The sequence below is a fragment of the Adhaeribacter terrigena genome (assembly GCF_016623615.1).
Lineage (GTDB): Bacteria > Bacteroidota > Bacteroidia > Cytophagales > Hymenobacteraceae > Adhaeribacter_A > Adhaeribacter_A terrigena.
The window spans coordinates 232,327-249,611 of the sequence record NZ_JAEHFX010000002.1 but is presented as its reverse complement, the minus strand read 5'-3'; the positions used below and the strand labels follow the sequence as shown (position 1 = coordinate 249,611).

The window sequence follows — 17,285 nt, the reverse complement described above, 5'->3', positions numbered from 1 at the left end:
AACCATGCAACGAAGTATTACTAAAATAACGATCGGGAATGAGCTGGATGTAGTGCTGGCTTACAAACGCGCCATGCAGCTTTCTGAGCGGTGCGGCATTGCTTTACCCAACCAGACAAAATTTGCCACTGCCGTTTCCGAGATTTGCCGCAACGTGATTGAATATGTGGGCGAAGGTTCCATTCAGTTCAGTATTACCGACGAAAACGGCATTTTATACCTGGAAGCATATATTACCGACCGTGGGCGGGGCATTGGCAATTTAGATTATTATTTAGATCAGAAAGTTTCGGTAACGGGTCGCGGCAACGGCATTATAAATTCCCGGATCCTGGCAGACGATTTTCAGATAGATACCGAGAGCGAAAAAGGAACGCGGGTTAAACTCCGGAAAAGAATTCCGGCCTCCCACCCTATTATTACCAAAACGGTGATCGATAACTGGGTGGCCGATTTTTCGCGGGAAAGCTCTGTTTCGCCGTACGCGGAAATGAAAAATCAGAACATGCAACTGATCGAGCTTCTGGAAGAATTGCGGGTTAAAAATCTGGAAACGGAAAACCAGCTGCAAGAGATCAAACGCCTGAATCTGGAACTGCTTTCATCGCACGAAGATATTTCGAACCTGCTGGCAGAACGGGAAGCTCAAACAGAACTTTTGCAGCGAAAAAATCATGAACTGGATGCTTTCGCTCACATTGTTTCGCACGATCTAAGATCTCCGCTACAGAACATTAAAGGCCTGGCTATGGTGATAGATGCCTACCTGAAAACAGGCAACCTGGATGAAGCCCAGCCGGTGCTGAATATGATCATGGACCAAACGAACCGGATGGACAACCTGATCCTGGACATTTTATCGTATTCGCTTTCCGGGAAAAACACTTTACCAAAGAAAACTGTAAACGTGGAAAACCTGCTTTACGAGGTAACTTCTTTCCTGAATGTGCCCGATGGTTTTCAAATTCATATCCAGGAAAATATGCCGGTTTTACTTACCGAAGAAATTTTCCTGCGCCAGATATTTAACAACCTGATAAATAATGCCATTAAACACCACGACCAGCCGGGCGGAAATATCTGGATAAATTGCGAAGCTGATCCTGAATTTTTAACCTTTTCTGTTACTGACGACGGACCCGGGATTTCTGCCGCTGATCAGGATCGTATTTTTAACCAGTTCGAAACGATCAGTAATTCCGGCGGTTCCGCCAATATGGGTTTAGGGTTATCTATTATCAAAAAAATTACCCTGGAAAAAGGCGGAAAGGTTTGGGTACAATCGGAAGGGCGCGGATCGAGGTTTGTTTTCAACTGGCCGGCAAGGGAAATTGTAACTGCTGACTAAACCTTAAAAATTTTAATAAAAAAAACTGCAACCCGAAAGCTGCAGTTTTTTTATTGATCTGATAGCGTTTTCTTTTTTTTACGCTTTCTGACCGAAATGCTGTTTCAGGATCTCGTTTACCGAAGCTTCGGTGAGGGATTTGGAAATGTGTTTTTTTACCGTATCGTACGATTTCAGTTTTTCCAGGTCATAAAAGCTGGCCGATGAAGTAAGCATCATAATAATTACGTGCTCCATTTTATCCAGGCCTTCTTCTTTATATTTTTCCAGGAAGGTAAAACCATCCATTACCGGCATTTTAATATCGAGGAAGATCAGATCAGGACATACAAAACCGGCTTCCGGATTTTCGGAGCAAGCTTTTTTCAAAAACTCGATCGCTTCTTTGCCGTTTCGAACTGCCTTAATTTCTTCAGCAATATTCATATTGGTTAAAAGGCGCGTATTCACAAAATTCGTGGTATCGTCGTCGTCAACCAGTAATATTAATTTCAGTGGTTTAATTGCTTTGCTCATGTAGCGTTTACTTTCAATATCTCTTAACAATTCTAAACCCGTTTCTTATAATTTTTATACGATATAGAAATGCGGCCCGATTTATAAAATATTGGTACAAAACACAAAGATACCTTTTACGATCCGCTCTATCAAAATTTTGTTTTTACAATTAATACTCTTTAGAGGCCTGGCATCTATTTTAAAACTGCCATGATGGTAATATAGCCGCCTGGAATCTGGAATAACCACAATTTTAGTTATTGGCCGGCAAATCTTTTTCGGGCTAAAGGCAGTATTAAAAACTTAAAGCCAAAACGGTATCGTTCTGGCGCTAAAAACTAAACCCCAACCGCAATGGATACTTACAACCTGAAACCCGAAAACATGCGTGCTCCGGCCCATTTGTCTGAAACCGAAATTAAGAAAAGCCTGGAAGAACTCGACAATAAGATCAAAACCCTGAAAGCAAAGGTGCATGCCACCACTGCAGACTCGAACCATACCTACCACGAACATATTTCAGCTTTGGAAGCCAAACGCGCCTTAATTGCCGAAAAACTCGATTCGCCGGAAACCAAAACGCAAAGTGCCTGGGATGAAATAAAGAAAAAGATCGATAACCTGGGCGAAGACCTGCGCGGTTTGATTGCCGGTGGGAAGATGTAAAATTGTTGTTGTTGCTTGATAAATAAAAACCCGGCTTTCTGAAAAGAAGGCCGGGTTTTTCTGTTAAAAACGATACCGTTTTTCTTCAAAATTTATAAGAAATATTTTAGCTGAATGCCGGTTTGCAGAATTCTTGCCGGATAGAGATTTTGGTAAAATCCCCAATGTTTTCCAGTAAAGGGCGTAACATCTCTGGTTGCAAACACGCCTAACTCTAAGCTATTTGTATTATTAAACTGCCATTTTCCTGCAAAAGAAATTGAAGGGGCTAAAACAACCCGTTTATATTTATTGAAGGAGCCTAAACCTACCTTTTCAAAAATAATATCCTGATAATTATCCTGCTGGTGAATGAGTATTTTAGTATTGATTCCACCGGTAAAAACGAAACTTAAAATTCCTTTCATTGGAATTTCATAATTAACCAAAACTGGAACCTGAATATATTTTAAGGAAATATTGAGAGTAGAATCTACTGTAGCCTTGTACCATCTATTATAGGCCTGAAGGTTTAATTTATATTTATTACTCCAATATCCTAAACCCGTTTCCAAACTGAATCTCTTCCCAACATCCTTTCGCAATATCAAAGCAGGAGCCAAAGCATTAGCAGGCGACTGGGTAACTTTTGCTCCGGAATAGCCCCAAGGAACAATGGAATCGGAAGAAATATTTCTAAAAGTTGAAGAATAGGCGTTTAATTCAAATCCAAATTTCACCTGCGCCATTGCCTTAAAATTGCAAAGCATACAAAGAGTGATAAACAAGATTCTTTTCATAGGTTTATTATTACAACTCTATTTACCATTGTTATCAATAGAATCCAAACAAAAAAACCGCCCCGAGGAATTTTGGGGCGGTTTTTCTGTTAAAAACGGTATCGTTTTCGGGCAAAAAACTAGCCTACAACCGGCTCCCGGAAACCTACCCAGGTAAAGCGCTTGATCACGAATTCAGGATTGGTGAAAGAAGCGTTACCGGCCGGGTTACCGCCCGTTACGTGAAAATCGGAGAAACCGGCATTTTGGTTTACGTAAATGCCGCCGGTTAAATTGAAGCTCACCGGGGTTCCGGCCAGGCTCATTTCGTCCATGATCTTTTCTTTCATCTCCGGATTGGTGGTGTAAGCGCCGCAGGAAATGGCGCCGTGCTCCATGGCCATTTCTTTGGCCAGTTTAATGCTTTCGTCGGTGTTTTTGGTTTTGATCAGCAGCACGATCGGGCCGAAAAGTTCTTTGCTGTACACTTCCTTGTCTTCGGCGTTCACTTCGTAAATAACCGGGCTGCAGGTGCGCGCCTCGTGGAACATCGGGTTCTGGATCTGGCAGGAATCGAGCACACTTTTACCTTTCATGGCTGCCATATCTTTCACCCGGTCCGAAGTGGCTACGTTCTGAATGGCGCCCAAAACGTGCGGACCGGCTTTCGGGTTATTTACCAGGCCGGTTACGGCTTCGGCAAGTTTCTGCGCTACCGTTTCATAAGGCACTTTTTCGCCGTTCACAACTACGCCGGTTTCCGGCACGAAGAAGTTCTGCGGCGCAGTGCACATCTGGCCTGAATATAAAGTCACGGAGAAAGCCAGGTTCTGGGCTACTTTATCCAGGTCGGTCATGGAATCCAGAATGATAGAGTTTACGCCGGCTTTTTCGGTGAAAACCGTTTTGCCTGGCAGGCCTTCCACGTAGTTACCAAAGGTAGTTCCGCCGGTATAATCGATCAGTTTTACTTTCGGGTTTTCGGCCAGGTCTTTGGTAATTAAATGATCTTCCGCATCTACGGCTAACTGGCAGATATTCGGATCGAACCCGTTTTCCTGCAGCACTTTCTGCACTTCCGCAATCACAATGGCAATTGGCAGAACCGCTTTCGGGTGCGGCTTGATGATCACCGGGTTCCCGGTTACCAGGCTGGCATACATGCCCGGCACGGTGTTCCAGGTCGGAAACGTAGAGCAGCCAATTACCAGGGAAATTCCTTTCGGAACGGCTACCCAGATCTTGTTCAGTTTCAGGTTGTATTTACCCATTGGTTTTTCCCACTCGGTCTGGTTCGGGAAACGGGTTTGCTCTTCGAAACCGGCCGCAATGGCTTCCAGCGCGCGGTCGGCGGCGTGCGGGCCCGATGCCTGGAAAGACATCATGTACGCCTGGCCGGTGGTGTGCATGGTAGCGTAAGCAATATCGAAGAAACGGTTTTTCAGGCGCTCCAGCGATTCTACCAAAACGGCAGCCCGGTCGGCTGGGGAAACTTTACGCCACTGGTGGAACGCCTTTTCAGCGCGGTCGATCAGGGTTTCAGGTGAAAAGTATGGATATTTTACGCCCAGCTTTTCCTGGGTATACGGCGACTCTTCCTGGCCAACCCATTGCTCCGGATTCTCCTGCAGCAACTCTGCAAAATTGTTGTTCAGGTAGGTTTTGTATTTATCGCGGCCCTCTTTGTCGGCAGTTTCACCGTAAATTTCCGGCGATGGATTTTCCGGGTATAAGGTAAAGAATTTACGTTCGTGCAAAGCCTTCACGGCCGAATCGAGCGCAGACTGGTGTTTTTCTTTCAGGTTGGTCATGTTGCTATAGAAGGACAAAAATGATTTCGGATGTTGTTAAGCAATTTAATTACTAACTTGCTTCAGAATAGGAATTCTGAAACCTAAATTTAAGGCATTAGTATTAAACTTACCACCTCTTCCCGGATTTTTACCGATCTTTATTTATACAACTGATATTAAACTTTTACCAAACCGATCTTTCAATTCCGTTTATATGCACCGTTTTTACTTTTTACTACTGTTATTGCTCCCGTTTTTAAGCAATTATACAGCCCAGGCCCAAAGTCCGGCGGCGGTTAAATCCATTCCCGGCAAACTGGTTTTCAAGCTGAAGCCCGAATATAAAGCCTTTGCCAAAGGAAATACCATTCAGTTGCCCGCTTTAACCCAGGCCCTGGCCACCATAAAAGCCGGCGGCCTCCATCAGAAATTCCCGAAAGCTACTCTTTCTGATAAACCGGAAGCCGTAGATCTGACGCTGCTCTACGAAGTGAAACTGGATAAAAATGCTTCGCTGGAAAACGCTATGAAAATACTGCTGAAAACCGGGGTACTGGCTTATGTCGAAAAATTAAATGCTCTGGAGCCGCTTTTCCAGAGCAACGACCCGCTCGCCGATTCTACCGCCGCTAATACGCAATACCATTTAAAAAATATCCGGGCTTACCGCGGCTGGGATTTTGAACAAGGCGATACTGCCATTGTGATCGGGATCCTGGACACGGGCATCCGGTATTCGCACAAAGACCTGCAAGGCAACCTGAAATACAATTATGCCGACCCGGTAGATGGGATTGATAACGACAACGACGGCTACGTAGACAATTTCCGGGGCTGGGACCTGGCCGATAACGACAATGATGCGACCGCGAACCTGAACGGGCACGGTGTAGGGGTAACCGGTGTGGCTTCGGCTATTACACAGAATAACAAGGGCGTGGCAGGAGTTGGTTTTAAAAGCAAGTTCCTGCCCTTAAAAATTTATCCGAGCACGGCCACCGGAACCTTTGCCGGTTACGAAGCCATTGTTTTTGCCGCCGACCACGGTTGCGATGTGATCAACCTTTCGTGGGGCGGGTTTTACCCGGCTTCGCTTTACGAACAGGACGTGGTGAATTATGCTGCGATCAATAAAAACCGGGTGGTGGTAGCTGCTGCCGGAAACACCAGCGCCAAACTCGATTTCTACCCGGCTTCTTATAAAAATGTAATTTCTGTAGGCACCACCGACCAGCAGAATGTTAAAGGCCTGACTTATGGGCATAGAGTAGACGTAGTGGCGCCCGGATTTGGAATCATTACCACTACCAACAGCCACGACAGCGCCTATGCCCAGGGAAACGGTTCGTCGTATGCCTGCCCGATGGTAGCTGGAACGGCGGCGTTGGTGAAGAAAAAATTTCCGCAGTTTAACGCCCAGCAAATAGCCGAACAGATCCGCGCAACGGCCAATGCCGGCATTTACAATTTACCCGGCAATGCCAGTGCGGCCGGACAATTAGGCCACGGCCTGTTAGATGTTGCCAAAGCCCTGAGTACCACCAATGCCAAAGCGGTACGCTACACTCAGATCAACCCCAATAAAAAAGGTGTGCTTCATCCCGGCGATACCTTGTATTTAACGGTAGATTTTAAAAATTACCTGGCCCCGCTTGCCAACCTGAATGTTGTGGTCAGCGCTGCTTCGCCGCACGTAACGGTTTTGCAGGGAAGTTTCCCGGCCGGCGCCATGGCCACGTTGAGTACTAAAACCACTGCCATTCCTTTCAGTTTTGTGCTGGCTGCTAATACGCCGGTAAACGAAAAAATTGCGATCCGTTTCGAATATACCGATGGCACTTTTACAGATTCCGAATATTTTGAAATGTTCCTGAATCCGGATTTTGTAACCATAGACGTGAATGAAGTGGACGTTACGATTACCAGCCGCGGCAATATTGGGTATAATGATATGAACCCGGAACAAGGTGAAGGCGTGCGATATAAACTACAGAACCTGCTGGCCGAAGGCGGTTTTATGGTCGGCTCCTCTCCTACCAAGGTTTCCGACAATGTCCGGAATGAGGCTTTCGACCCGGACGGCGATTTTTATTCGCTGAACAACGTGCATTTTGTAAATGCGCTGCCCCGGGCCGACATGATGGCAGAAGGCATGATGCAGGATTCTTTTCCGCAACGCGTAAACAACGTAGGCGTGAAAGTTTTTTACAAAGGAATGGCCTGGCAAAATGCTCCGAATGATAAATTCGTGATCCTGGAATACCAGGTAATAAACCCGGGCACCGATACCTTGCAAAACCTGTACGCCGGCATGTATGCCGATTGGGATGTTATTGATGCCGCACGCAACGTAGCCGCCTGGGACTCGGTGCACAAAATGGGTTACGTACGCCACACCACCAAAAACACCCATTTTGCCGGCATGAAACTGATTACCCCCGGCGCACCGTCGTTTTATGCGTTTGAATTTAACACGCCGCCGGCCGGCACCATCGATATTTCGAACGGCTTTACCAACGCCGAAAAATATCAGGCACTGGCAGGCGGCGTGGCCCGCAAAACGGCAGGTTCCCTGGCTTTCGGGAATGATGTTTCGTACGTGATCGGGGCAAAATTACCAGACCTAGCACCAACTGATACCGCCATTATCGCCCTGGCAATTCTGGCCGGCGATAGCCTGGCCGATCTGCAGGCCAGCGCACAAGCAGCGCAATTGCAATATTATGCCAAACCCAATACGGGCATAAAACCAGGCCTGGCAACCCAGCCGATCAGCGTTTATCCGAACCCGGCATCTGAACTGCTGCATCTGGAGTTGCCAAAGCAATTTTCTAAAACGAATACGCACCTGGAACTGCTAAACATGGTTGGAAAATCGGTAGCTTTTAAAACTATAAAAGCCGGAACCAGAGCTACTTTAAATGTTTCTCAGCTGGCCCCAGGCTTATATGTACTGAGAGTGCGGAATAACGGGATGGTGCAGACTCAGAAAATTCAGATCGTCCGGTAATACTTAACTGAATTGATCTAAACGAAAAGCGCAACCTGAACCGGTTGCGCTTTTTTATTGAAATTTTCAACGTTTTAGCAGCTAAAAGCATAGCGTTTATACTGTATCCGGAATTTCAGAATCGCAGAATAAAACGCATATCCCGCAGGTTTAGGCGCAGCCGTAACTTGTGGATAAATTTCTGGTCAGTTTGTAACTGATCTTGCCCGAAGGGCAAATAAACCAGCATCTATAAAAACGGTAGGGTTTAGCCAGAGAAAAGTCGTATTGAAGAGGCCTGGTGCTTCCGCCAGTTAAAAACCGGCTTTTAATTTCCGTCACAAGTTGCGGCTGCGCCTAAACTGGCGACATGGTATGCCTTCTGAGTTTTTGAATTGAAAAACATAGCGTTTTTATATGGATTACGCTCCAATCAAAAACCCTTAAAATAAAAAAACCTGACCGTTTCCAGCCAGGTTTTTTCGTTAAAAAGCATACCGTTTTGCTTATGCTTTCGCGTTTTGCAAACGGATCAGGTTCAGGGCAGAACCGGCTTTGAACCAGGCGATCTGACCTTCGTTGTAGGTGTGGTTCACATCGAAAGAATCAGATGAGCCATCGGCGTGGTGCAAAACAACTTTCAGCGGTTTGCCCGGCTGGAAAGTAGTTAAACCAACAATGTCGATGATGTCGTCTTCCTGGATCTTTTCGTAATCTTCCTTGTTGGCAAACGTAAGCGCGAGCATACCTTGCTTTTTCAGGTTGGTTTCGTGAATACGGGCAAACGATTTTACCAGAACGGCACGAACGCCCAGGAAACGAGGCTCCATAGCCGCGTGCTCTCTGGAAGAACCTTCGCCGTAGTTTTCGTCGCCCACTACTACCGAACCGATGCCGGCTGCTTTGTAAGTACGGGCTACCTGCGGAACTTCTGCATGCGGCGTGCCGCTTACCAGCTGGTTTTTAACTTTGTTTGCTTCACCGTTGAATGCGTTGATCGCGCCGATGAGCATGTTGTTGGAAATATTATCCAGGTGACCACGGTATTTCAACCACGGGCCAGCCATAGAAATATGGTCGGTGGTACATTTACCCTGCGCTTTAATAAGCAGACGCATACCGGTCAGGTCCTGGCCGTTCCATGGAGTAAAACCTTCCAGTAATTGCAGGCGGTCAGAAGCCGGATCTACGATCACGCTTACCTGGCTGCCGTCGGCGGCCGGCGCTACGAAACCGGCATCTTCTACGGCAAAACCTTTTACCGGCATTTCCACGCCTTGTGGTTCGTCCAGCATTACGTCTTCGCCGTTTTTGTTTTTCAGCGTATCGGTAAGCGGGTTGAAAGTAAGGTCGCCGGCAATGGCAAACGCCGTTACAATTTCCGGTGAAGCCACAAACGCGTGCGTGTTCGGGTTACCGTCGTTACGCTTGGCGAAGTTCCGGTTGAAAGAAGTGATGATGGAGTTTTTGCGTTTCGGATCGTCGGTGTGGCGGGCCCACTGGCCGATGCACGGACCGCAGGCGTTGGCTAAAACTACGCCACCCATTTCCGCAAATGTATCTAGTAAACCATCGCGCTCTACAGTGTAACGAACCAGCTCAGAACCCGGCGTAACCGTAAATTCAGCATTTACAGTCAAACCTTTGTCGGTGGCTTGTTTGGCAATAGAAGCGGCGCGGGTAATGTCTTCGTAAGAAGAGTTGGTGCACGATCCGATCAGACCTACTTCCAGTTTAGCCGGCCATTCGTGGGCACGAACCGCAGCTGCGAATTCAGAAATCGGCCAGGCAGCATCCGGCGTGAACGGGCCGTTTACGTGCGGCTCCAGGGTATTCAGGTCGATCTCAATCAGTTGATCGTAGAAAGAAGCCGGGTTGGCATACACTTCATCGTCGGCACGTAAATGTTCGGCTACCTGATCGGCTAAAGCAGCAATTTCAGCGCGCTCGGTTCCGTTCAGATAATCTTTCATTTTAGCGTCGTAGGCGAACAGGGAAGTAGTAGCCCCAATTTCAGCACCCATGTTGCAGATCGTAGCTTTACCGGTACAAGAAAGATTGTTAGCGCCTTCGCCGAAATATTCAACGATCGCACCGGTTCCACCTTTTACAGTTAAGATACCAGCCACTTTCAGAATTACGTCTTTGGCAGAAGTCCAGCCGCTCATTTTGCCGGTCAGTTTCACGCCAATTACTTTCGGGAATTTCAGCTCCCAGGCCATACCGGCCATTACGTCTACCGCATCGGCACCGCCAACACCAATGGCAACCATACCCAGACCACCGGCATTTGGCGTGTGTGAGTCGGTTCCGATCATCATACCACCCGGGAATGCGTAATTTTCCAACACAACCTGGTGAATAATGCCGGCACCTGGTTTCCAGAAACCGATACCGTATTTGTTAGAAACCGAAGCCAGGAAATCGTAAACTTCTTTGTTTTCGGTGTTTGCGATCTGAAGATCCTGCTCGGCACCGATTTTAGCCTGAATTAAGTGATCGCAGTGAACAGTAGATGGAACGGCAACTTTGGCTTTACCGGCCTGCATGAACTGCAAAAGCGCCATCTGGGCAGTAGCATCCTGCATGGCAACGCGGTCCGGAGCAAAATCTACGTAAGAATTTCCTCTTTCGAAGGCTTGCGTGGCTTTGCCATCGTATAAATGCGCGTATAAAATTTTCTCAGTCATGGTAAGCGGACGACCTACTATGGTGCGTGCCGCTGCGATCTTGTCGCCCATGCCGGCGTAAACCGCCTTGATCATGTCTAAATCGAATGCCATTTTTGTATATTCGGGTTTATAGTTAATTTTCTATCTTTCTTGCAAATGTAAGGAATATGTGCTTTTATAAGCAAAAATTTAATTATTAGGAAAGGCTGTTTAAAACCATTCTAATTAAGCTGGGGCTTGTTGCACTTTTTCGCTTTAAAACGCTACCCTTTTTAACCACCAAAACAGAAAAAGGTTGAAATGCCACGGCTTTCTGTTAAATTGCTGGTTATACAGGCTTTCCTTTTTTCATTTGGTTTCCCCGGTAAATACTTCTATTAACCAGCCTGCTGGCTATTTTCCGGCACTTACGGGCGTAAGGGCGGTGGCGGCTTGCATGATCTTTGCGCAACACTACCGGCCCAAAGCCGGGCAGCTACCCGAAATTCTTGATCTGATATTGTATACGTTTCACGTTGCTTTACCAGCTTTTTTTGTGCTCAGCGGTTTTCTGATCACCTATCGGTATGAAACGGCCTTCCAGAATGGTACCATCAGGTTCAGCAAATATATGCTACTGCGGTTCGCCCGCATTTACCCGCTTTACCTGACCCTGATCATTATTGTGCTGATCTGGCAAAAGAACGATTCGGCGTGGGAATGGTTTTTGAACCTGACCTTACTGAAAAGCTTCTTCGACGCTGAAAAATTCACCGGGATCGCGCAGGCCTGGTCTATCACGGTGGAAGAAGTTTTTTACTTTTCTGCGCCCTTGCTTTTCCTGGGTTTCCGGAAACTCAGGATCGTGGCGGTATTTTTAGTTTTATTGATTGGTATCGGTTTAGTAATGCTATCGCAGCAAGGTGGCGGTTTATCTTTCATGAATAATTTCCCTTTCATGATGGAGTATACTTTTTTTGGCCGATGTTTCGAATTTTACTGTGGCTACCGGCTTGCCGTTTATCTGAAGCATAACCCCGATATGGACAAGAAAGGCAGCTTTTTTACAGTAACCGGAGTTTTAGCTGCCCTGGCGGCTTTTAGCCTGGTTGCCTATGCTCATACCCGGAAATTTACGTTCCCGTTTCCGGCCACGCCCGAGAACCTGGCCAACAACTTTGTTTTGCCCATTGGCATAGCCCTTCTGTTTTATGGACTGGTTACCGAAAAAACCTTTTTCAGCCGGTTTCTGAGTTTAAAACCGGTACAGGTTTTTGGCAAAAGTTCTTATGCTTTTTACCTCATTCATGCCGGCGTATTTTACAAATTCATCTATTTCAATATTACCACCAACAAGTTCTTTTCATTCCTGCTAATCGGCGCAGCGGCGGTAGCTATTTTTTTACTTTTCGAAGAACCGGTAAACCAATACATCCGCAGGAAACTCGATGCCCGGGAATTGCGCAAAAAAATAAAGCAGCAACCTGACTTTTTAAGGCAGAAAGCATAGCGTTTTAAGATTCTGAAAGCTATATTTTACTTTATAAGCAAATAAACCCACCGTTTTGAATTCCGCCCCAGCATTTAGTAAGCCACAGTATACCGCCTATTTTCCGGCCCTGACCGGTGTGCGGGCCTTGGCGGCTTATTTGGTTTATGCGCACCACGTGCGGTTGCCGGAAGGAAGTTTGCCGAAAATGCTGGAGAAATTAATTGCCGGCGGCGGCGCGGGTGTAACCATCTTTTTTGTGCTGAGCGGCTTTTTAATTGCGCACCGCTACGAAGCACTTTTAAAAGAAAAAACCATAGCGTTTGGCAGCTACATGCTCCGGCGCTTCGCCCGCATCTACCCGCTTTACCTCGTGCTTTCGGTGTTTATGTTGCTCTGGCAGCAGAATGATTCGGGCTGGCAGTGGTTTCTGAACCTGAGTTTGCTTAAAGCTTTTTTCGAGGAAGAAAAGTATACCGGCATTCTACAGGGCTGGTCGCTGACGGTGGAAGAAAGCTTTTATTTTCTGGCGCCGCTGCTTTTCTGGAGTTTCCGGAAAATTGGCGTAAGTACCGTTGTTTTATTGATTGCTTCCGGGTGCCTGCTCGTATTAATTGCCAAACAAGCCGGTTCAGATTCGTTTTTAAGTAATTATGATCTGATGCTGGGCTGGTCGATCTTTGGGCGGGGGTTTGAATTTTTCTGCGGTTATAAGTTAGCGCACTTTATAAAATCAGGGGAACAACGCGAAAGAAAAGGCAGCGTTTTTACCTGGCTGGTCAGCCTGGGAATAATTGCCGGCCTGGTTGTAATTGGCTACGCAATTGACCTGCAGTTTACTTTTGAATTTCCGTTTTCACCTTTTTTGCTCATCAACAATTTTATATTTCCGTTAGCTATCACGCTTTGGTTTTTCGGGTTGATTTCGGAACAAACAGTTTTCAGTAAAATCCTCAGTTCCAGAATCTTTCAAGTTCTTGGTAAAAGTTCGTACGCGTTTTACCTGATTCACTTCGGCTGGTTTTTCGAAGCATTTTACTTTCATGTTCATGCCAGCCGCATTTCCGCTTTCTTTTTCCTGGTAGCCTGTTCAGTTGGCATATACTATTTATTCGAAGAGCCGGTAAACCAATACATCAGAAGAAAATTCGATGTCCGGGAATTAAAGAAAAAAATGCAGCAGCCCGACTTTTTAAAGCAAAAAGCATAGCGTTTCTGAACGCAGATGATGCAGATTTGAGAATTTTACAGAATTTTGATGTGAATAAAGGTACCGGCCCGACTTGCTTTTACTGTTTTACTTTTAAGTTTTAAAAGCAAAAACATCGCGTTTCAACCGTAAAAAACGGTATGCATTTAAACCAAAAAAAGCAGGACTTTAAATCTACTTTTCGCGCTCGATGGTGTAAGCCAGGAGTTGTTCTAAAGAGGTGCGGGAAGGCGATGGCTCGAAGGTGTGCAGGATTTCCAGGGCTTCGCAGTGGAACTGGTTCATGCGCTCGATGGCGTAATTAAGGCCGCCGCTGCTTTTTACGAACGCAATTACCTGCTGCACACGGTCGTTTTTACCTTCGTTGTTTTTTACCAGGTAGATCATTTTGCGTTTGGTAAGCCAGTCGGTATTTTGCAGGGCATAGATCAGCGGCAAAGTCATCTTCTTTTCCTTGATGTCGATGCCAACCGGTTTGCCGATCTCAGCGGTGCCGTAGTCGAAAAGATCGTCTTTGATCTGGAAAGCTATGCCTACTTTTTCGCCGAACAAACGCGCTTTTTCAATTACATCCGGGGTAGCATTTACCGAAGCCGCGCCCACCGCGCAGCAGGAAGCAATAAGCGAAGCGGTTTTCTGACGGATGATATCGAAATAAACGTCTTCGGTAATATCCAGACGACGGGCTTTTTCGATCTGCAGCAGCTCGCCTTCGCTCATTTCGCGCACGGCATTGCTTACCAGTTTCAGCAGATCGAAATCGTTGTTTTCCAGCGAAAGCAAGAGGCCTTTGGAAAGCAGGTAATCGCCTACCAGAACGGCAATTTTATTTTTCCAGAGGGCATTTACCGAGAAAAACCCGCGGCGGTAATTGGCATCGTCTACCACATCGTCGTGCACTAGGGTGGCAGTATGCAAAAGTTCGATCAAAGCGGCGCCGCGATAAGTAGCATCGGTAATTTCGCCGTGATGGCACATTTTAGCGGTGAAGAAAACGAACATCGGCCGCATCTGCTTGCCTTTGCGCTTCACAATGTAGCTCATGATCTTGTCGAGCAACAGTACGCGGCTTTGCATGGAACTTCGGAATTTCTTCTCGAACAGGTCCATTTCGGCGGCAATCGGGGCCTGAATCTGGTTTAAGCTGATCTTCATTTTCTTGGTTGCACAATATTACCACGGTTCCGTATTTATTCCAAACGGGCACTTGTAAAACCCGGATTATTTCTCTTATTTCCAACCTACATTCTACTATTATGACTCCGCTTCATAAACATTCGCTGGTTTTGCACCCTTCGCACGGCCGCCGCTACAGCGCCGATGCCCGCTTCCTGGCCGATGCCCGGCCGAAACCGGTAATAATTTTCGTGCACGGCTTTAAAGGCTTTAAAGACTGGGGATGCTGGAACCTGGTGGCGGACTTTTTTGCGGCGCAGGGTTTCGCTTTTATCAAGCTGAATTTCTCGCACAACGGCACCTCCCCCGAAAACGACGAAGATCTGCACGACCTGGAAGCGTTCGGCAATAATAATTTTTCACTGGAAATGGCCGATGTAGATACGCTTTTGAATTACCTGGAAAGTGACGACTGCTTTTTTAAAGAAGAACTTGATCCGGATAGCATTGGCATTATCGGGCACAGCCGGGGCGGCGGTCTGGTGTTGTTAAAAGCTGCCGAAGATGCCCGAATAAAAGCCGTAACGACCTGGGCCAGCGTATGCGACATGAACCCGGGCTGGGGCGAAGAAGTGCTGAAAAAATGGGAAGCCGAAGGCGTATTGTATAATCTGAATGGCCGCACCAATGTGCAAATGCCGCTAAAGTACCAGCTTTACGAGGATTACGTAGCCCACGGCGACCGCTATAACGTAAGCCTGGCTGCCAGTAAACTTACTCAGCCCCTTTTAATAATTCATGGTTCCGAAGACGAAGTGCTGCCTTTGGCCTGCGCCCAAATGCTTCACGCAAAACAGCCCGGTTCCGAATTATATATTGTAGAAAATGCCGATCATAGTTTTGGTGGTTTTCATCCGTATAACACCCGGAAACTACCGGCTGACCTGCAAAAAGTAGCTCAAAAAACGGTAGCCTTTTTCCGCGAAAAACTTTAGCCATGAACAACGCATTTTTACTTTTAGGCAGCAACCTCGGCGACCGGCTTTCTTTTCTGAATCTGGCCATTACTTCGCTGCAAAAAACGGCCGGCGAGATCAAAAACCTCTCTTCCGTTTACGAAACGGCGGCCTGGGGAAATACCGAACAGCAGGCTTTTCTGAACCAGGTGCTGGAACTGGAAACCTCGCTCCTGCCCGAGCAATTGCTGGCGCAGATTCACCACATCGAAAAAGCGGCCGGGCGCGTCAGAACTGAACATTGGGGACCACGTGAACTGGATATTGACATCCTTTTCTTCGGGAAACTTCTGGTTAACATGCCTAACCTGGCCGTGCCCCACCCACAGCTGCATTTGCGCCGCTTCACGTTGCTGCCGTTAGCTGAAATTGCGCCCGACCTGGTACATCCCACGTTGCATAAATCGGTTTCGGAGCTTTTGCAGATTTGCCCAGATACCCTGGAGGCGCATATTTATCATCACGGGAAGCTGGATTTATAAACTGTCCCCTCTTCGGTATTTAACAATAAAAAGCCGCCCGGAAATAATTTCCGGGCGGCTTTACTTTTTTAGCTTAAAAGGGTAGCGTTATTTAAGAAGCCGCCGGCGACGGAACCACCGCCGAAGCCACTTCAGAATCTTTATTGATTTTCTTCACCAGGCCCTGTAATACTTTTCCCGGACCGCATTCAATGAACAACGAAGCACCGTCGGCTACCATTTGCTGAACGGATTGGGTCCAGAGAACCGGGGCGGTAAGTTGTTTTACCAGGTTTTCCTGAATTACTTCCGAATCGATATGCGGACGCGCATCTACGTTCTGGTAAACCGGGCATATGGCTTTGTTGAATTCGGTGTTTTCGATGGCTAAGGCTAACTCCTGTTCCGCACTTTTCATGAGCGGTGAATGGAAGGCCCCGCCCACCGGCAAGATCAACGCGCGTTTTGCTCCGGCGGCTTTCATTTGTTCGCAGGCCATTTCCACGCCTTTAATACTGCCGGAAATTACCAATTGGCCCGGACAGTTAAAATTTGCCGCTACCACAATTTCATTTGGAATAGAAGCGCAGATATCCACCACTTTTTCATCGTCGAGGCCTAAGATCGCAGCCATGGTAGAAGGTTGTAATTCGCATGCTTTCTGCATGGCCAGCGCGCGCTGCGAAACCAAACGCAAGGCATCTTCAAACTTCAGCACTTTATTGGCAACCAACGCGGAGAATTCGCCTAAGGAATGACCGGCTACCATATCAGGTTTGAAATCAGCTAAAACGGCAGCCTGGATTACGGAATGCAGAAAAATGGCCGGTTGGGTAACTTTGGTTTGCTTCAGTTCTTCGTCGGTGCCGCTGAACATGAGGTCGGTGATGCGGAAACCCAGAATTTCGTTGGCTTGCTCGAACATGTCTTTTGCCTGCGAAAAATTATCGTAAAGGTCTTTGCCCATGCCCACAAACTGCGAACCCTGGCCTGGAAAAATATATGCTTTCATAAAAAATAATTAATGTCAGTATCTGTTTTCGGCCCGAATTTACGCGATAATTCTGAAAAACCGGATGGATTTTGGTGAACGACGAAGATTTGAAAGCTTTTGACGTTTTCGGGCCAAAGCCATAGCGTTTTTAATGCATCTGGCGCAAGTATTCAGCTGAATGCGACACTTGCGCCAGCGGAAATTAACGACTTTTTTGGGCTAAAACCATAGCGTTTTTCAAACAAAAAACCTCCCAGGTCTTAAAGACCTGGGAGGTTTGTAGATTCGGGTTTTCA

13 protein-coding genes are annotated in these 17,285 nt (G+C 46.8%); 7 read left to right on the top strand and 6 right to left on the bottom strand.

The annotated features are described in order from the left end of the window. The first annotated feature begins 4 nt into the window (after nt 1–4). On the top strand, nt 5–1,348 hold the full coding sequence (locus I5M27_RS05105; protein ID WP_200505101.1) for a sensor histidine kinase: 1,344 nt from the start codon (nt 5–7) through the stop codon (nt 1,346–1,348). A 78-nt stretch (nt 1,349–1,426) separates the two neighbouring features. Here the strand turns inward: I5M27_RS05105 and I5M27_RS05100 are convergent, their stop codons facing one another. Next, nucleotides 1,427–1,864, bottom strand: a complete 438-nt coding sequence (locus I5M27_RS05100; RefSeq protein ID WP_200505100.1) for a response regulator — start codon at nt 1,862–1,864, stop codon at nt 1,427–1,429. A gap of 336 nt (nt 1,865–2,200) precedes the next feature. On the opposite strand from I5M27_RS05100, the gene I5M27_RS05095 reads away from it, so the two are divergent. Next, the gene (locus I5M27_RS05095) at nt 2,201–2,512 is read left to right on the top strand and encodes a sll1863 family stress response protein (protein ID WP_200505099.1); all 312 of its coding nucleotides are present in this window, start codon (nt 2,201–2,203) and stop codon (nt 2,510–2,512) included. A gap of 92 nt (nt 2,513–2,604) precedes the next feature. On the opposite strand, the gene I5M27_RS05090 is transcribed toward I5M27_RS05095, so the two are convergent. Continuing rightward, nucleotides 2,605–3,291: an outer membrane beta-barrel protein gene (locus I5M27_RS05090; RefSeq protein ID WP_200505098.1), complete on the bottom strand. Its 687-nt coding sequence runs from the start codon at nt 3,289–3,291 to the stop codon at nt 2,605–2,607. A gap of 119 nt (nt 3,292–3,410) precedes the next feature. Further along, nucleotides 3,411–5,099, bottom strand: coding sequence for a phenylacetic acid degradation protein PaaN (gene paaN, locus I5M27_RS05085; protein WP_317193556.1), 1,689 nt, complete (start codon nt 5,097–5,099; stop codon nt 3,411–3,413). Between the two features lie 178 nt (nt 5,100–5,277). Here paaN and I5M27_RS05080 point away from each other — a divergent pair, with 178 nt between their 5' ends. Further along, nucleotides 5,278–8,073 carry a S8/S53 family peptidase gene (locus tag I5M27_RS05080; protein WP_200505097.1) on the top strand — a complete coding sequence of 932 codons (2,796 nt, stop codon included), beginning with the start codon at nt 5,278–5,280 and terminating at the stop codon, nt 8,071–8,073. A gap of 485 nt (nt 8,074–8,558) precedes the next feature. Here I5M27_RS05080 and I5M27_RS05075 read toward each other — a convergent pair whose 3' ends face one another. After that, nucleotides 8,559–10,835 (bottom strand): aconitate hydratase, encoded by a 2,277-nt coding sequence (locus I5M27_RS05075; RefSeq protein ID WP_200505096.1) that lies wholly within the window; start codon nt 10,833–10,835, stop codon nt 8,559–8,561. A 184-nt stretch (nt 10,836–11,019) separates the two neighbouring features. Between I5M27_RS05075 and I5M27_RS05070 the strand changes: the two genes are divergently transcribed. Both I5M27_RS05070 and I5M27_RS05065 read left to right on the top strand, forming a co-directional pair. Then, nucleotides 11,020–12,213 (top strand): acyltransferase family protein, encoded by a 1,194-nt coding sequence (locus I5M27_RS05070; RefSeq protein WP_317193555.1) that lies wholly within the window; start codon nt 11,020–11,022, stop codon nt 12,211–12,213. Between the two features lie 55 nt (nt 12,214–12,268). Beyond that, entirely contained in the window at nt 12,269–13,402 is a 1,134-nt protein-coding gene (locus I5M27_RS05065; protein WP_200505094.1) for an acyltransferase family protein, read from the top strand. 174 nt (nt 13,403–13,576) lie between these two features. Here I5M27_RS05065 and I5M27_RS05060 read toward each other — a convergent pair whose 3' ends face one another. Continuing rightward, nucleotides 13,577–14,557 (bottom strand): polyprenyl synthetase family protein, encoded by a 981-nt coding sequence (locus I5M27_RS05060; RefSeq protein ID WP_200505093.1) that lies wholly within the window; start codon nt 14,555–14,557, stop codon nt 13,577–13,579. 101 nt (nt 14,558–14,658) lie between these two features. On the opposite strand from I5M27_RS05060, the gene I5M27_RS05055 reads away from it, so the two are divergent. Next, complete coding sequence (locus tag I5M27_RS05055; protein WP_200505092.1) at nt 14,659–15,513, top strand: alpha/beta hydrolase family protein; 855 nt, start codon at nt 14,659–14,661, stop codon at nt 15,511–15,513. Between the two features lie 2 nt (nt 15,514–15,515). Beyond that, nucleotides 15,516–16,016 carry a 2-amino-4-hydroxy-6-hydroxymethyldihydropteridine diphosphokinase gene (folK, locus tag I5M27_RS05050; protein ID WP_200505091.1) on the top strand — a complete coding sequence of 167 codons (501 nt, stop codon included), beginning with the start codon at nt 15,516–15,518 and terminating at the stop codon, nt 16,014–16,016. 91 nt (nt 16,017–16,107) lie between these two features. Here the strand turns inward: folK and fabD are convergent, their stop codons facing one another. Continuing rightward, complete coding sequence (gene fabD / locus I5M27_RS05045; RefSeq protein ID WP_200505090.1) at nt 16,108–17,007, bottom strand: ACP S-malonyltransferase; 900 nt, start codon at nt 17,005–17,007, stop codon at nt 16,108–16,110. Nucleotides 17,008–17,285: the final 278 nt, after the last annotated feature.

What these genes read in the sequence shown, in the direction of transcription:
- I5M27_RS05105 (WP_200505101.1), top strand. Translation starts at nt 5, where the DNA reads ATGCAACGAAGTATTACTAAAATAACGATCGGGAATGAGCTGGATGTA.
- I5M27_RS05100 (WP_200505100.1), bottom strand. Translation starts at nt 1,864, where the DNA reads ATGAGCAAAGCAATTAAACCACTGAAATTAATATTACTGGTTGACGAC.
- I5M27_RS05095 (WP_200505099.1), top strand. Translation starts at nt 2,201, where the DNA reads ATGGATACTTACAACCTGAAACCCGAAAACATGCGTGCTCCGGCCCAT.
- I5M27_RS05090 (WP_200505098.1), bottom strand. Translation starts at nt 3,291, where the DNA reads ATGAAAAGAATCTTGTTTATCACTCTTTGTATGCTTTGCAATTTTAAG.
- I5M27_RS05080 (WP_200505097.1), top strand. Translation starts at nt 5,278, where the DNA reads ATGCACCGTTTTTACTTTTTACTACTGTTATTGCTCCCGTTTTTAAGC.
- I5M27_RS05075 (WP_200505096.1), bottom strand. Translation starts at nt 10,835, where the DNA reads ATGGCATTCGATTTAGACATGATCAAGGCGGTTTACGCCGGCATGGGC.
- I5M27_RS05060 (WP_200505093.1), bottom strand. Translation starts at nt 14,557, where the DNA reads ATGAAGATCAGCTTAAACCAGATTCAGGCCCCGATTGCCGCCGAAATG.
- I5M27_RS05055 (WP_200505092.1), top strand. Translation starts at nt 14,659, where the DNA reads ATGACTCCGCTTCATAAACATTCGCTGGTTTTGCACCCTTCGCACGGC.
- folK (WP_200505091.1), top strand. Translation starts at nt 15,516, where the DNA reads ATGAACAACGCATTTTTACTTTTAGGCAGCAACCTCGGCGACCGGCTT.
- fabD (WP_200505090.1), bottom strand. Translation starts at nt 17,007, where the DNA reads ATGAAAGCATATATTTTTCCAGGCCAGGGTTCGCAGTTTGTGGGCATG.